Raw genomic sequence first — 16,974 nt, 5'->3', positions numbered from 1 at the left:
TTTTTATTATTATCTTTTAAGAACTTTATCCTCTAACGGTTCCTCTTCCTGAGGGAAGACAATTTGATCAATGACACGTTCACTTGCTTTCCCATCCAGATCATCAAAGAAATAATGTACAAATGAATCAATTTGATCGAAGTTATATTTCTCTTCTTTAATAATAGAAATCATTTGCTCAGACGTTTTCGCAAGCGGGCCTGGGATAAAGTCAAAGTAATCGTAATAGAAATCACGTTTCCGAATATAATCATCAACATCATAGCTGAAGAAGATCATCGGTTTATTTAATAAAGCATACTCAAAGCATACTGAAGAATAATCCGTAATCAGAACATCCGTCACAAGCAATAGCTCATTGATTTCTCTGAAAGAAGAGAAATCATAAAAGAAATCGCTGTACTGATAAGGGATATTGGCGTCGTTCCGAACGAACGGATGTATTTTAAATAAGAAAATATATTCATCCTTTAATTCATGATACAGACGGTCAAAATCAAGTACCTCAAAAGGATAATGGGCTGATTGCTGTCCATTTCCGCGGAAAGTAGGCGCAAAGAGGATAACCTTCTTATCTTTAAGGAATGGATATTCCGTATAAAGACGTTCCTTCACAAATGCTTTTTTCGCTTCATCAAAGAAGAAGTCTGTTCGCGGAACACCGGTAGCAATCACATTCTCAATGTCCACGCCAAAGCCCTCTGCATAGTGCTTCCGTATATTTTCAGAGCTGACAATAACCTTCGTGTAGTTTCTGTGGTTTTTCGAATGCGGTGACGGTCCTCCCGGCAGTCCGATTCGGCTGTAGCCGAATGTCTTAAAGGCGCCGACAGCATGCCACAGCTGGACAAGATCAGCATTTTTACGGATTTTTAACGGATAAATAATCGGATAAAAATCATCTATAAAAATGATCTTGCTAGTCGCAAAATGATAAGCCATTGACATTAGTTCAGACAGGCTTTTTCTGTCACGTATGCTGCTCTTTAAGAAAAATTTAAAATCAAAGTTTTCTTCCCGTTTCAGCAGTTCCTCGTAAACAAATTCAAAGTTGCCTGTTAAATCAAGACGGCTGTCAGAAGCAAAGACGATCTTGTTCGACTTAATTGGAAGCAGGCGGAACACATCATAAGCAAAATGGAACAAGCTCGTATTCAGCTTACGCAAAAAGCGGTTTGCTTCTTTTCCGGTATCAAGCTCCAAAAGGCTCGGATCAATTTCCTGCAGTTTGTTGCAAGACAAATTAATCGTCTTTTCGCTCTCATCATAGTTCACGATCAAATTAAACTTCATGAGCTTTTTAGCTGAATGAAATTCCATCTTTGTCGCATATACATCATTAGAGAGGAAACTGCTGACATTTCCGACCGTGTGCACTTCCTGGTGTTTGATATTTTGGTCATCGACTGCCTCGATTTCGAGAAACAGCTTATACTCGCCTTGTGGAAGAGGCTTGTCATTCATCAATTTAGAAAAGTTAATCTGTTGTGAAAATCCTGCCCATTTATAGGCTTCAGGCACATTTGAAGTATTGATCGATAACTGCTCTACAGGACAATCGCGCAACGAAACAGCTGTAAATAAAACACCATTGTTCACCAATAATAAACGTTTGCGGACCTGATCCTCTTTTTGCAGAGGCAAACCCTTAATATACATATAACCTGCAATCTTAAGGATCGACCCATTCCAAGAAAACTCAGAAATTTTTCTGACAGGCACTTGCTGATTTTCTTCGACACGCTTCGTTTTATCAAAAAGAGAAAAGACTCTGTTATCTGTTGGATGAACGATCAGAGCTGTATTTTCTTTTTTCGCTTTCTTTTTTGATCTGAAAAGTCTGTTCTTAATCTTTCTGGCAAGCTTCACTTTGTACCTCACTTTCTCCTAATCGGCACCAGATGTTAAAAATGATGAAATAAAATCGGCTACCCGCTCTGAAGATTTGCCGTCTTGATGGGTAATAAACTTCTGCGAAAAAGCTTCAATCCGCTTCGTATCAGCTTCATGCACATTCTCGATGTCTCGTACAAGCGATGTAACGTCTTTAGAAATCGGCCCGGGTACAAATGATTCAAATGGATAGTAGAAATCTCGTTCTTCTAAATAGTCTTCTAAATCCGGGCAGTAAAAATACATCGGACGCTTCAGCAGGCTGTATTCGAAAATGACTGAAGAATAATCGGTTATCAGTCCATCAGAGATTGCCATCAAATCATACAAAGAGTACGAATCGGATAAATCCAGCACAAAATCATCCTCTTCCGGACGCGCGTGCTGGCGCATATACGGATGAAGATGGAGCATGACGACATAATCTTTATGGTTTAGCGCTGATTTTAATTGTAGCAGATCAAGCGGGGTAGCGTAACCCTCTTGATGATGTCCGCTGCCTCGAAAGGTAGGAGCATACAAAAGCTTTTTCTTATGCTTAAGTTCAGGATAAGCCCGATCAAACTGATCTTGAACAGTGCGAATATGTTCCTGATCATAAAAATAATCTGTTCTCGGTATACCAAGAGGCAAAATCTGCTCTTGCTCCATTTGAAAAGCTTCAGCAAAATGCGGAACGGCAGCGGGTGCGCTGACAATCGCATAGTCATAGTTAGAATGCACAGGAACGATCTTCAGGTAATCGGAAGAAGGTCCAAACGGCTTGTTCACAATGCTGTAGCCAAATTTTTTAAACGCACCGCAAGCATGCCAAAGCTGGATGGCTACTGTTTCCTTTCGTTTGGGAACAACGTACAAAGGAAAATAATAATCATCCAACAACAGCACACGGCATGTGGCAAGATGATATAAAGAGCTGAAAAGATGAAGCAAATACGAAGCTCGTCCGCTCAACCCCTTATCCATCTTGCGAAATAGCAGGGTAATACGAAGAGACGGATCTTGCTCCAGCTTTTCATAGACTGCTTTGAAATTATCACTTAAATGATCCTCACGATAGGAAGCTATGACAACTTTGTTATGCTGTACTGGTAATAAAGCGCTCAATAGTTTATAAGCAGTGCCGAATACTCCTTTTATAATTCGTGTAAGGAATGTTTTCACTGTTTAAATGTCCCATTCAATAACAGTTTTTCCCCAAGATGAAGTCAAATCTGCTTCAAATGCATGTGTAATTTCCTCAATACTGCGTACCGGGAAGCGTCCGCCGACTAATGTTTCTAAATAATCAACGACTTCTGGGTATTGAGCTAAAAAGTCTACAGTACGGGCAAAATCCTCGCGTCCGCTGCGGCTGCTGCCGATCAGCGTAATCCCTTTTTCAAGCACCATTCTTGTTTCAATTTCAACTGGGTATTCCGATACGCCTAAGAGCGCTACACATGCTTCAGGATGAACATGGGCGATGATTTGTTCAATCGCGCTTTCACTGCCGCGTCCGCCTACACATTCAAAGGCATGATCGATTCTCACATCCTCAGGAATGTCGTTGATTTGATAAGCTGCATCAACAAAAGAGAAATGATCAAGTTTATAAGGCGTTTTTCCGAAAATAAACACTTTGCTGTCCGGGTATTTCTTCTTCAAAAGAAGCGTCATGATAAATCCGAGGTTTCCGTCTCCCCAGACACCAAATGTGTCACGCTTCTTATGCGCCATCCGTTCAAATCGGGAAAGCGCATGGACTGCAATGGTGATTAGCTCGGTAAAAGCTGCTACATGCGGGTTAATGCTGTCCGGAAGTTCAACGAGCCGATCCGCGGCCATAAACATGTAATCCTGCATGAAACCGTCATAACCGCTGGAACGGAATCTGCTGGACCGCAGATAATTTTCCGCAATCACTTCATGCTCTTCAACCGGTGTATTCGGCACCATGACAACCCGTGTTCCGACTTTAAAAGTGCCGGTCGGATCAAACATCACTTTTCCGATTCCTTCATGGATCAGGGCCATCGGCAGTTTTTTATCCATGGCTTCTTTGCCGCGGGAACCAGTGTAATAACGCTGGTCGGCAGCACAGATGGATAAATGGGTAGGCCGGACGACGACCTTATCTGAATGGACAACTTTATCTTTATACGTCACTTCAAATTGTCGGGCAGAAACTAAACGATACGTTTGATTAATCATTGTGAAATTCGCTCCTGTAAAATGGCATTTGCCACTTTTAAGTCATATGGTGTCGTTACTTTAATATTAAAGACTTCACCGCGAACCAGCTTCACTTTTTCACCAGCTAACGAACAGATTTTACAAGCGTCAGTCAGTACGGCTTTTTGATCATCTGAGAGCTGATTATAAAGTTCGACCAATTTGCTGATGCGGAAGCTTTGCGGTGTTTGTCCCTGATACATATTATCGCGTACAGGAATATCAGAGATAAACTCTTGGTCTTCTGAAGCGATAATTGTGTCAATGGCTGATATGACTGTGTCGACAGCGCCATATTGAAGAACAGCATCAATGTTTTCCTCGATAATACGATGAGTCAAAAATGGGCGCACAGAATCATGGGTAATAATCACGTCATCATCCTGAATGCCAAATTCTTTTTCGATGTAACGGATACCGCTCATAATTGATTCATTGCGGTCGCTTCCGCCTTCCACCACGACCAGGCGATCATCGTTTCCAATGAATTTCTTTAAAATATCTTTTGTATGGTTAATCCACTCTTTAGGTGAAACGATTAAAATCTTATCGAAACGGTCATTTAATAAAAATTTTTCAACCGTATGAATAATAATAGGACGTTTATTTAACGGCAAAAACTGTTTTGGCATATTGACATTCCCCATGCGGGAACCTTTTCCACCGGCTAGAATCTCAGCATAAATCATAAAATGACTCCTTCCTTACCACAACTCATAATGTTTTATAAAGGGTTTTCATATTATTTGCAATACCGATCTTTATTATATATAAAGATCAGTATGATTTCTCGTTTATATAGCGTAAAAGCTGCTTGCTGGCATTTCCTTTAGAGTACAGATTCCATTCATGGGAAAAACGCTCCACTTCAGATTGAAGCTTGTTTATATCTTGCATCTGTTCTAGGAGCATTTCTGAATCAATGCAAGGCACCCCAGGTATCATCTCTGTATAATTTCTAATCAAACCGCGTGTTTTGTCGTAAGCAACCATATCATACGCATAAAACATAATGGGTTTGTCCAACAGAGCAAATTCAAAAGGAACTGAAGAGTAATCCGATATTAACAGATCGCTCATTTTTAAAAGGTCTGCAAGAGGGAGATCTGATACATCTTTTATCCACTCATTATTGACAGGTAAATCTGCGGATTGTTTCATAACAGGATGCAATTTTACCGCAAGCAAAAATTCTCCTTTTAAATCATATGCCAGCTGTTTTTCTGAAAATGGCAGCGAAAAGCTTTCAAACTGATGATCCCTGAAAGTCGGGGCATACAGAATGATTTTTTTCCCTGCCGGCAGATGGTGTTTGCATTTTAGTTCATGACCGTTTTTGCCGGCCTCATAGTAAGCATCAGTTAATGGCACGCCAAATCGAAGAAATTTATCCTCTGTGATATCGAAAAATTCCTTGAATATGTCGGCCATGTGTTCAGAACCGACGACAATCCGGTCAAATGAAGCATATACCTTACGAAAGCGTCTCACGTCAGACCGGGAACGATTCTGAGTATTGATATCCTTTAAACCAAAGCGCTTAAACGCTCCGTTCGCATGCCAGACTTGTATGCACTCAATATCCGGCCGGCTGGCCAAAACAGTTGTTAAAACAAAATAGTTATCAACAACCACGGCTTTACTGCTCAGCATAGAAAAGACCGCTTTACATATATGAAGCGGGTGTTTTTCATTAATAACTGAGACGGAGAGTGCCGGAAATTCATCTGCCAGTGATTTGGCGTGCTGGGTAAGCAGCACATTAATGTTAAAGGAATATTGTCCCTCCTGATATTCCTTTAACAGAGCACGGGCATTATCAGGAAAAGAGACAAGCAGGGTCAGTTGATTCCCCGGTTTTACCCAAAAGAGTAAAGCGCCAATGACTTTTATGAACAAAGAATAAAAAAACGCAAACAAAGATTGAGGGTTCATCCTGTCATCAGCTCTAATGGGCTGTCAAAGATTATCCGCAGATACAGCGAATGATTCATATATATCATTTAAACCATAGCTCCTTTAAAGACCGTTTACAAATGGCGTGATTGATCTTTAACCTGCCCTGTATATTGCGGCTTGGCTGAAGCTCGTTCATGCTTCAGCACGGCTGTAACATATTTAGGAATGCTCAGCATTCTTCTCCAGCGCGAAGGGTTGGTGATCAGCCTGTACATCCATTCAAGGTGAAAACGGATAAAAAACGACGGCGCTCTTTTTACATTGCCGCTAAACACATCAAAACTGCCGCCAAGCCCTACAGCTACAGCTTGAGGGAATAAATGCCTGTATTTATGGATAAAGAACTCTTGAACAGGGTAACCTAACGCGACAAACACCATATCCGGCTTTGCAGCAGCAATCTTGTCTGCCACTTTACTTTGATCCTTGACATAGCCGTCAGAGTATCCGGCAATTTCAACTCCAGGATAATCACGGCGGACTCGTTCAATTGTTTGCTCAATAACATGTTTTGCTGCACCGTAAAAGAAAACACGCTTTTTCTTTTGGTGAGCCTTATCCAACAGGGACGTAAACAAATCATAGCCGGCTATTCTGGATTGAAGAGGCCTTCCGATTAACTTGGAGACCATAACAACACCAATACCATCCGGCAAAATAAAATCAGCAGATGAAAGAACTGTTTCATATCGCGGATTCTGCATCGCTTCAAACCCGATTTCTGGATTTGCCGTAACAATAAACGCTCCTTTGGCCTGATCCAAATATGAAGTTTCCAAATGGGATATAAATGAAGACAGTTCACCGTCTACAAAATCTAATTGATTAATGGGTTTCGTTTGCATTATGTCAACCCTCCTTTTCATCTATATGTCTATAAAAAACATGTGTCATTCGTATAGTTTGTGTAAAGACCATAATTCATCACTTTACCTGAAAACATCTTACCCTATCATACCACAAAAATCTTTAGGAACTTTTAACATTCACATTACAATTCCTTCACGTTTTGACGATGAATTAATATGAGGAGGGTGTACAAAATAAATGACGTAACACAAAGCAAATCGTTTCACTCAAATTGATGACAAAAGAATCGATGTTTCCATAAACGAAAGCTTGGTATAATGAAATGAGATAAGGCATTAGACCTGTAAATTTTATACATCAACATAGATTTATCCCAAATATTATTAGCAATTGACATTTTTAAAGAGCCTTAACTTTTATAGGAACTTATGCTATTATTGTTCATTATTAATGGTACGTAAAATTTATGTCGAAATTATAAACAGTTTGTTAAGTTTTTTGGTTTTTATCTGGCACTCTCAGTTGAAAACGGTTGGAAGGTGATGTTATCTAATGAAGAAAGTGATAACGTACGGAACATTTGATTTATTTCACTATGGACATATGAAGCTGCTTGAACGAGCAAAAGACCTTGGAGATTACTTAATCGTAGGCTTGTCTACAGATGAGTTTAATTTGCAAAAACAAAAAAAATCGCATCATTCTTATGAACATAGAAAACTCATTTTAGAAACAATCGATTTTGTGAATGAAGTCATTCCAGAAAAAAACTGGGAACAAAAAATCTCAGATATCAAAAAGTACGGAATTGATACGTTTGTCATCGGTGATGACTGGAAAGGGAAGTTTGACTTCTTAAAGGAATATTGCGAGGTCATATACCTTCCAAGAACAGAGGGCATTTCAACTACTCAAATCAAAAAAGACATGGCTAGTCTATAGAAGTACTAATTAAAAGAGGCTTGAAGTAATGTTCAGTTGCTTCTTTTTTTCTTGTGTGCGTGAATTATAAATTTTTGCTCTTTAAGGAGTTTATGATGAAATCGTTTATTTTAAATAAATGCAGAAGTTTATTAATTAAGGTATATTCGGTGCTGTTTCAACTTTTTGCTCTTCTGCCAAGAAATAACAAATTAATTTTATTTGAAAGCTATTCTGGCAAACAGTTTAGCTGCAATCCCAGAGCAATCTACGAATATCTTCAGGAAAATAAAGATAGATATGATTATAAGTTAATATGGAGTATTGATAAGCGTTACATGTCGGCATTAGAAGGTGTGGATGCAGCATATATTAAAAGGTTTTCTTTCAAGTGGCTTTGGTACATGGCTACTGCGAAATATTGGATAACAAACAGCCGCCTCCCTTTATGGATTCCAAAACCCAAAAAAACATTGTATGTGCAAACGTGGCATGGCACTCCGTTAAAAAAGCTTGCTAATGATATGGATGAAGTGCATATGCCGGGGACTACAACTGAAAAATACAAACAAAATTTTCTGCTGGAAGCTAGCAAATGGGATTATTTAATTTCTCCTAATGCTTACTCTACGGAGATTTTTAGAAGTGCGTTTCAATTTAACAAAGAAATCATAGAGGCTGGTTATCCGAGAAATGACATTTTGTATTCTTCAAATAAGGAATCATTAATTAAAAAGGTAAAGCAAGAGTTAGGAATTAATGAGGATAAAAAAGTTATTTTATATGCACCAACATGGAGAGATAATGAGTTTAAGAAGGTTGGCCAATATAAATTTAAACTCCAATTTGATTTAGAAGAAATGAAAAGAGAACTTGGAGAGTCTGTAGTAATTCTTCTAAGAATGCATTATCTAGTTTCAGAACAGTTTAATTTAGGCAAATATAATGATTTTGTTAAGGATGTTTCTTTATATAAAGATATAAGGGATCTGTATTTAATTAGTGATTTGTTAATAACAGATTATTCTTCTGTTTTTTTTGATTATATAAACTTAAAAAAACCCATTGTATTTTTTGTGTATGATCTCCCGATTTATCGAGACTCTATTAGAGGTTTTTATTTTGATTTTCAACAAAAAACCCCAGGAAGCTTTGTGCAAACAAGTGAAGAACTTATTAAGACAGTTAAAGATTTGCTGCATAACCCTTATATAGATCATAATTACGAGCTTTTTTACAATGAATTTTGCAACTTAGAAGATGGACAGGCTTCTAAAAGAGTTATTGAGACGATTCTTTAAAACTTCTATACAAAGAGGTACTAACATGTTTTCTATAATTATGCCAATATATAACTCCGAGAATTACTTGAAGGCTTCAATAGAGAGTGTTATCAAACAATCAATCGGTTTTAAAGAAAATATAGAACTTATATTAATAGACGATGGTAGTGTGGACCGCAGCTCTCAAATTTGTGAATTATATAAAAAAACATATCCGAATAATATCAAATTTTTTAAGATTGAAAATTCGGGGCCTTCTGCCGCTAGAAATTGTGGATTGTTGAATGTAAGTGAAAAATCTAAATTCATTGGTTTTCTAGATTCAGATGATGTACTCTCTAAAAATGCTATACAAAGTGTTTATAATTTTTTTTGCAATTGCGGAAAAGATACAAATATAGCTGTTTTGCCAGTTTATTTTACAGGTGAAAAAAAAGGTGATCATAAGTTAAATAATAGATTTGAAAAAGGGACCAGGATTATAAACATTCTTAAAGAGTATAAATCTGTCCATTTTTATATTGGAGGAACTTTTTATAGAAGGCAAATTATTAATCATAAGGTTCTGTTTGATGAATCCATGGATTTCTGGGAAGACGCCATATTTATCAATCAGTTATTGCTAAATGAAAAAAGTTACGGGGTAGTTGCAGAAGGGAAATATTTCTATAGAAAGCGGAAAGAAAAGAATTCATTAGTGGATGGTTCATGGTTAAACAAAAATAGGTATTCTTATTTGCTGGATGTAAGCTATATGACTTTGTTTATGAAGTCAATCGAAAAATACAATGCTATTCTTCCTTATATACAATATTTGATTATTTACCATATAAAATTGTTTTTGTATCCTAGTTATCGAGAGATTTATAAGACGGTTTTAAATAAAAATGAGCAAAGAGATTTTATTCATTCTTATATTAATATTCTTAAACATATCGATACGCAATATATAAACGAACAAGATATGCCTATATATTATAAAGAATTTATGTTTTTTCTAAAAGAAGAAAATACAGAAGGTCTTGAAAGAATAAAAAAAGAAAAAATATTTCAAAGTTCCTGCACTGTTACTAAAACAAAGATTAAAGGGTGGAAACTCGAATTAACTGGACACTTTATTAACCAGTATTATGAAATGCAAGAAAGTGATTTCATATATGTAAAGTACTTTAAAACGTTAAAAATATGCAAGCGCAAAGAATTGAAAAAATATATTGAAGTATGGGGATATAAGTTAAGAGATTTTAAATATGCTGGCTTTGTTGTTGAAATACCAATTTGGGCCTTTGCTTTCGAATTTATTTTAAAAACATCAGATAGTGCTATAAAGCTTAATCATGTAAACATATTTAGAAGTTTACTCGTGAAAATTTTCAAAAGATAGTTAAAGAAGATAATTATATTCATATTACCAAAATATTGATTTTTATTCAAAGGATTAAACAATTTATTCACAATGTTTTTTCTATCTATTACCCGGATTCTTTTTAATATAAACATTTTGTTAGGAGTAAATTTGTATGGAAGATAAGAATTATAAATTTGATTTTAGTGTAATAATGCCAATTTACAATGTGGAAATGTATTTAACTGACGCTATAGAAAGCGTGATTAATCAGACTTTAGGCTTCAATAACATTCAATTAATACTTGTTAATGATGACAGCCCTGACAAAAGTGAGATCATATGCAGAGAATATGAACAAAGGTATCCAAACAACGTAGTTTATGTAAAGAAACAGAACGGCGGAGTTAGCAGTGCGCGAAATTTCGGATTAAAGTATGCTGAGGGGAGATATGTTCAATTCCTTGATCCGGATGATTTAGTTTCAAAAGAAACATTTGAAAATGTTTTAAACTTTTTTAACCAACACAAAGAAGATATTGATATTGTAGCAATACCAATATTTTTCGAAGAAGGAAGAACTGGAGAACATAACCTTAATAATAAATTTACTTCGACAAGAATTTTGGATGTGGAAAAAGAGCCACAACATATATTAACCCATTGCTGTTCTACTTTTATAAAAAAAGATGCTTTAACAAATATTTGTTTTGATGAGAACTGTAGAATCGGGGAAGACGCCAAGCTGGTTAATTTAATTATATCAGGTAAAAAAAAGTACGGTTTAGTTAAGGAAGCTAAATATCACTATAGAGTAAGAGAAGACGGTTCGTCTGCAATGCAGAATGCTAAAGCAAATAAAGATTGGTTTAACCATTCACTTATTACATTTTCTAAGAGTTTAATTAATATGACAAAGAATCAAGAAGAAAAAATACCTCTGTTTCTTCAATATATGATTATGCATGATCTGAAGTGGAAATTATTAATTAGGGATATTAGTGAAACACCTTTAAATCAAAATGAATATCAAGAATTTTTAAAATTAATTCGAGAAGTACTTTCATATATCGATGATAATGTCATTATTGAAGCAAAAAGTATAAGCCATTTTTATCTTTATCATGCTTTAAAAATAAAATATGGTGAAAATTATAATAAGTATGTATATGAAATAGAAACTGACCAAGATTTTTATTTGTACAGAGAAGATGAAATTGTATCTAAATTATCAAATCAAACTCTAACTATTGAAATCTTAGAAGAATATAAGGATTCTATTCATATAGAAGGTTTTTGGAGCTCGCTATTTAAAGCAAAAGGTTTTGGTTTTTATGCTAAAATTGGTGAAAAAAGAGTAAAAGCAAAGATTATAAAAAGACAGCATAATGATTATGTTAGTTTAGGAGAAGTAATCAAAAAATACCCTGGTTTTTCTATAAACATTCCTAAAAAATATCTTACAGGCAATCACCATATAGAATTTTTTATCACTAAGGGCAATAAGAGAAAAATGACAAAGCTTCGTTTCTTTAAGTATTCAGGTTTATCAAATGAATTATTTAATTCCTATGCCGCTAAACGAGATTATATTTTTTATTACAATTATAAAAAATTATTGTTCGAACAAAACAACTTTAAAAATAGATTTATAAAAGAATTTCGTTTCTTGAAAACTCTTAATAAAATAAGCGGTAAGTCAAAGAAACGAAAATCAGCAATTAAAAAGGCTGTATTGGCACGAGTGGCACATCATGTGTTCAGTTTTTTTAACAAAAAACCAGTATGGTTATTCGTAGATAGACAAGACAAAGCTGATGATAATGCCGAACATCTTTATAAGTATGCTATCACTCAGAACGATGGTGTAAAAAAGTACTTTATTATAAAAAAGGACAGCAAAGATTATGACCGAATTAAAAAATATGGAAAGGTAATTCCCTATCGATCTCTCAGACATAAAATTTTGACTTTGGCTTCCTCCAAAGTAATATCTACACATGCAGATATATGGGTTGTGAATCCATTTTTCAATATGGAGATATATTTTAGAGATCTATTTAAATTTGAGTTTGTCTTTTTGCAGCATGGAATAACAATGGCTGATCATTCAGAGTGGTTAAATAAATATAGTAAGAATATTAAATTGTTAATAACATCAGCAAAACCTGAATATCGTTCTATTATTAAAGGGAATTACAATTATAAAAAAGAAAATATCTTTTTAGGCGGATTTCCGAGATACGATAATCTAAAGAAGAGTGAAGGGGAAAAGCAGCTTTTAATAATGCCTACATGGAGAAAGGATATTGTATTACCAAAAGATCAGGCAAAGGGAGTTAGACCTTACAATCCAAAATTTAAAGAGAGTGAATACTTTGCAAGGTATAATGCATTAATTAATGATGATAGACTAATTGAATTTGCTAAAAAAAACAACTATAAAATAACCTTTTTTCCACACCCAGACATCCAACAACAAATCAAGGATTTTAAAAAGCATGAGTACGTAGAGTTTGCTGATTATAACAGCAGCTATCAAATGCTATTTAATTCATCAAATATAATGATTACTGATTTTTCATCTGTAGCTTTCGATTTTGCATACGAGAAAAAGCCGGTAATCTATTATCAATATGAAAATTCATATCATTTTAAACTTGATTACTATGATTATAAGAAAATGGGCTTTGGAGATGTAATAAATAATCATGATAGCTTAATTGATAAAGTTATCTATTATATGAAGAATAATAGTCGTATGGAAGATAAGTATAGAAAAAGAGTAGACAACTTTTTTGCATATACTGATAAAAATAACAGAAACCGCATTTATAATGCTATTCTGCAATTAGACAATAATAAAGTTGCTAAATAAGTTTTGTTTTATATAGGCATTAAAAAACTAATGAAAGGAGAAGTTCAACTTGAACTTCTCCTTACTATTTAAAAAGTGAAAAAAAACTCAACATCTGTTACAATAATCTGCGGTGCTTTCAAATTTCTTTAACCGAAAGATCCCAAAAATCATTTAAGTCTAAGGAAGATAAACAATGAATGCATTAGTAAGAATCGTAAAAGAGCAAGTGACATCGTTTCCTTTAATTTTGCGCTTGGCTTCGTATGAGACAAAGTCTCAGTATCAGATGAATTATCTTGGTGTATTATGGCAGTTTTTAAATCCCCTCATTCAAATGCTGGCGTACTGGTTTGTATTTGGTATGGGAATTCGTAACAGTAAGCCGATCATAACGGGTATCGGAGAAGTGCCTTTTATTGTTTGGATGCTGGCTGGTTTGATTCCATGGTTTTTTATTAGTCCGACGATTCTTGATGGATCAAACAGTGTGTTTAAGCGGATCAATATGGTCGCGAAAATGAATTTTCCGATCAGTTCGCTGCCATCTGTCGTGATTGCTTCAAATTTATTTAGTTATTTTGTGATGATGGGTGTTTATGTCATAGTTCTGTTAGCAAGTGGTATTTACCCAAGCTTGCATTGGATACAATATATTTACTATTTAATCTGCATGATTGTATTTATGTTTTCGTTTAGTTTGTTTAACTCTACAATCAGTGTGCTTGTCAGAGATTATCAATTTTTGCTGCAGGCCGTTACCAGATTGTTGTTCTTCTTGCTTCCGATTTTTTGGAATATATCAGAGCAGCTTGGAAAAAATCATCCGAACCTTCTGCCTGTGCTGAAACTGAATCCGATTTATTATTTGATAGAAGGATTCCGGAACAGCTTCTTAGACGGGAAATGGTTTTTCCAAGATATGAAATACACGCTGTATTTCTGGCTGTTCACTTTTCTTTTATTAACAGTAGGTTCTATCCTGCACATGAAATTCAGAGACAAGTTTGTTGACTTTCTTTAATACGTAAGGAGATTGTACGATGAAACTAAAAGTTTCGTTTCGAAATGTTTCAAAGCAGTATCATTTGTATAAAAAACAATCGGACAAGATTAAAGGATTGTTTTTTCCGGCTAAGGATAATGGTTTTTTTGCTGTGCGGAATGTCTCCTTTGACGTGTATGAGGGAGAAACAATCGGCTTTGTAGGGATAAACGGGTCAGGGAAATCGACTATGTCTAACCTGCTGGCTAAAATTATTCCGCCGACCAGCGGTGAAATTGAAATGAACGGCCAGCCGTCGCTGATTGCGATTGCGGCCGGTTTAAATAATCAATTAACGGGCCGGGACAACGTCCGGCTCAAGTGTTTGATGATGGGTCTAACAAATAAAGAAATTGATGACATGTATGACAGTATCGTTGAATTTGCGGAGATTGGCGATTTTATTAATCAGCCGGTTAAAAACTATTCCAGCGGGATGAAATCTCGTCTTGGTTTCGCGATTTCCGTTCATATTGATCCGGATATTTTAATTATTGATGAAGCGCTCTCCGTAGGAGACCAAACGTTTTATCAGAAATGTGTAGACAGAATTAATGAGTTTAAAAAACAAGGAAAAACCATTTTCTTTGTCAGCCATTCCATCGGCCAGATTGAGAAAATGTGTGACCGCGTTGCTTGGATGCATTACGGCGAACTTCGGATGTTTGATGATACAAAAACCGTTGTGAAAGAGTACAAAGCATTTATTGACTGGTTTAATAAGCTCTCGAAAAAAGAAAAAGAAACATATAAAAAAGAGCAGACGGAAGAGCGCAAGAAAGAAGATCCTGAAGCTTTTGCCCGTTTCCGCAAAAAGAAGAAAAAGCCAAAATCACTGGCCAACGCAGTACAAATTGCGATTTTATCTATCTTGTTAGTTTTTGTTGCGGGCACGATGTTCTTTGATGCCCCGCTTCGAACGATTGCTTCGTTTGGCGCAATTCCGCAGAATGAAGTCAAGAATCATCATAGCGATGCAAAGGGCAAGATGGAGGAAAGCCTCACTGCAATGAATAAAAAAGGCTTTATAGCTGATGAAGAAGTGACAGTCTATAAAGACCAAGATCTGAAAAAGAAGGCCAGTGTTACACTGCCTTTCGGTACTGCAGTGACGGTAAGCGCAAAAGGCAAACAAGCAGCAAAAGTTAAGTTTGACGGACATTCTTATTTTGTGAAGCAGAATGCTGTTGCGACTGATGTGAAGAAGGCGGAATTGCCGGCTTCTGCTTTTACACCTCATGTCCAGCAAAACGCAGCAGCCTCCTATGAATACTTCCTGAAGTTCCTCGGAGACAGCAGTGACAGTATTCAATCGAAACTGAACGGCTTTACAGAAGGAGAAACAGCTGACGGCAGAAAGACTTTGGATTTTGATTATGAAAAGATCAGCTATGTATTGGAAAATAATAAAGCTTCACAGCTTATCTTTCACAACATTTCTCCCGTTACTCCAGCGTCATTATCATTAAGTGATGGTGATGTATTGTATGACAGCAGCAAGAATCGTTTTCTTGTGAATACAGCAAATCAGATCTTTACAGTTGATAATGAAGAGCATACGTTGACCTTGATGTCGAAATAATAAAAGGCTATTGGATGAATGTCCAATAGCCTTTTATGTTTAGATTTCTTCTTTGTTTAATAAGTTTTCCATGAATGGAACGAGCTGTCCGCGGAGTTCTTTATCTTGCATCGCAAATTCAAGAGTTGTTGTGATAAAGCCAAGCTTTTCACCAACATCATAGCGTTTGCCTTCAAAATCGTAAGCAAACACTCTTTGAATTTCATTCAGCTTTTGAATGGCGTCTGTCAGCTGAATTTCTCCGCCTGCGCCAACCTGCTGCTCCTCTAAGTACATAAAGATCTCAGGCGTAAATACGTAACGTCCTAAGATGGCAAGGTTAGAAGGTGCTGTGCCTTTAGACGGCTTCTCAACAAAGTTTTTCACCTGGTAACGGCGGCCTTCACTTGTCAGCGGATCGATAATACCGTAGCGGTGAGTTTCTTCTTCAGGCACTTGCTGAACACCTATAATAGAAGAAAGTGTTCTTTCATACTCATCCATTAACTGGCGCAATCCTGGTTTTTCTGCCTGAACAATATCGTCTCCAAGCAGAACCGCAAAAGGTTCATCGCCGATAAAGTTACGCGCGCACCACACAGCATGTCCAAGTCCTTTAGGCTCTTTTTGGCGGATGTAGTGGATGTCAGCCAGATTAGAAGATTTTTTCACTTTTTCAAGGAGTTCAATCTTTCCTTTTTCTTCAAGGTTTCTTTCAAGCTCAGGAGAGTAATCAAAATGATCCTCGATCGCACGCTTGCTTTTACCTGTTACAATAATAATGTCCTCAATACCGGACTCAACAGCTTCTTCAATTATGTATTGAATGGTTGGCTTATCTACGATAGGAAGCATTTCTTTCGGCATTGCTTTCGTAGCCGGCAAAAATCTCGTTCCGAGACCGGCTGCAGGGATTATGGCCTTACGTACTTTTTTCACTTTCAAAGCACCTTCCTTAAGAACAGATTTAGGTTCAGCTTTATGAAATGCTGAGTATTTAAAATTTTGGAGTTTCTTTTTTCTCAGTACCCTATTTTCAATCTGTTAAACACATTTAATCATATAAGAAAAACCAATATTAAACAA

The 16,974-nt window shown here is 36.1% G+C and carries 13 protein-coding genes; 6 read left to right on the top strand and 7 right to left on the bottom strand.

Annotated features, from left to right (window positions below):
• Positions 1–9: 9 nt before the first annotated feature.
• The 6 genes from WA325_RS13275 to WA325_RS13250 all read right to left on the bottom strand — a co-directional run bounded on the left by WA325_RS13275 (position 10) and on the right by WA325_RS13250 (position 6,911).
• Complete coding sequence (locus WA325_RS13275; protein WP_105990864.1) at positions 10–1,869, bottom strand: CDP-glycerol glycerophosphotransferase family protein; 1,860 nt, start codon at positions 1,867–1,869, stop codon at positions 10–12.
• Between the two features lie 18 nt (positions 1,870–1,887).
• Positions 1,888–3,057, bottom strand: coding sequence for a CDP-glycerol glycerophosphotransferase family protein (locus WA325_RS13270; protein ID WP_336183758.1), 1,170 nt, complete (start codon positions 3,055–3,057; stop codon positions 1,888–1,890).
• Between the two features lie 3 nt (positions 3,058–3,060).
• Positions 3,061–4,086, bottom strand: coding sequence for a ribitol-5-phosphate dehydrogenase (locus WA325_RS13265; RefSeq protein WP_059353651.1), 1,026 nt, complete (start codon positions 4,084–4,086; stop codon positions 3,061–3,063).
• Positions 4,083–4,796: an IspD/TarI family cytidylyltransferase gene (locus WA325_RS13260; protein ID WP_059353650.1), complete on the bottom strand. Its 714-nt coding sequence runs from the start codon at positions 4,794–4,796 to the stop codon at positions 4,083–4,085. The genes WA325_RS13265 and WA325_RS13260 overlap by 4 nt, the downstream gene beginning before the upstream one ends.
• Positions 4,797–4,884: 88 nt before the next feature.
• A complete protein-coding gene (locus WA325_RS13255) occupies positions 4,885–6,042 on the bottom strand; it encodes a CDP-glycerol glycerophosphotransferase family protein (RefSeq protein WP_336183757.1) in 1,158 nt (385 codons plus the stop codon).
• Between the two features lie 95 nt (positions 6,043–6,137).
• Complete coding sequence (locus WA325_RS13250; RefSeq protein WP_105990867.1) at positions 6,138–6,911, bottom strand: WecB/TagA/CpsF family glycosyltransferase; 774 nt, start codon at positions 6,909–6,911, stop codon at positions 6,138–6,140.
• 517 nt (positions 6,912–7,428) lie between these two features.
• Here WA325_RS13250 and tagD point away from each other — a divergent pair.
• The 6 genes from tagD to tagH all read left to right on the top strand — a co-directional run bounded on the left by tagD (position 7,429) and on the right by tagH (position 15,909).
• Complete coding sequence (tagD, locus tag WA325_RS13245; RefSeq protein WP_059353647.1) at positions 7,429–7,818, top strand: glycerol-3-phosphate cytidylyltransferase; 390 nt, start codon at positions 7,429–7,431, stop codon at positions 7,816–7,818.
• Between the two features lie 95 nt (positions 7,819–7,913).
• Positions 7,914–9,098: a CDP-glycerol glycerophosphotransferase family protein gene (locus WA325_RS13240; protein ID WP_105954036.1), complete on the top strand. Its 1,185-nt coding sequence runs from the start codon at positions 7,914–7,916 to the stop codon at positions 9,096–9,098.
• A 25-nt stretch (positions 9,099–9,123) separates the two neighbouring features.
• The gene (locus WA325_RS13235) at positions 9,124–10,464 is read left to right on the top strand and encodes a glycosyltransferase family 2 protein (protein ID WP_336183756.1); all 1,341 of its coding nucleotides are present in this window, start codon (positions 9,124–9,126) and stop codon (positions 10,462–10,464) included.
• Between the two features lie 136 nt (positions 10,465–10,600).
• Positions 10,601–13,303, top strand: coding sequence for a bifunctional glycosyltransferase/CDP-glycerol:glycerophosphate glycerophosphotransferase (locus tag WA325_RS13230; protein WP_105954034.1), 2,703 nt, complete (start codon positions 10,601–10,603; stop codon positions 13,301–13,303).
• A gap of 175 nt (positions 13,304–13,478) precedes the next feature.
• Positions 13,479–14,306 (top strand): teichoic acids export ABC transporter permease subunit TagG, encoded by an 828-nt coding sequence (gene tagG, locus WA325_RS13225; protein WP_059353643.1) that lies wholly within the window; start codon positions 13,479–13,481, stop codon positions 14,304–14,306.
• Positions 14,307–14,325: 19 nt separating this feature from the next.
• On the top strand, positions 14,326–15,909 hold the full coding sequence (tagH, locus tag WA325_RS13220) for a teichoic acids export ABC transporter ATP-binding subunit TagH (protein ID WP_105990873.1): 1,584 nt from the start codon (positions 14,326–14,328) through the stop codon (positions 15,907–15,909).
• A 39-nt stretch (positions 15,910–15,948) separates the two neighbouring features.
• On the opposite strand, the gene galU is transcribed toward tagH, so the two are convergent.
• Complete coding sequence (galU, locus tag WA325_RS13215) at positions 15,949–16,827, bottom strand: UTP--glucose-1-phosphate uridylyltransferase GalU (RefSeq protein WP_044159515.1); 879 nt, start codon at positions 16,825–16,827, stop codon at positions 15,949–15,951.
• Positions 16,828–16,974: the final 147 nt, after the last annotated feature.

It is taken from the genome of Bacillus sp. 205(2023) (genome assembly GCF_037027485.1).
GTDB classification, from domain to species: domain Bacteria; phylum Bacillota; class Bacilli; order Bacillales; family Bacillaceae; genus Bacillus; species Bacillus halotolerans.
This window is presented reverse-complemented; position numbering and strand designations above follow the sequence as displayed.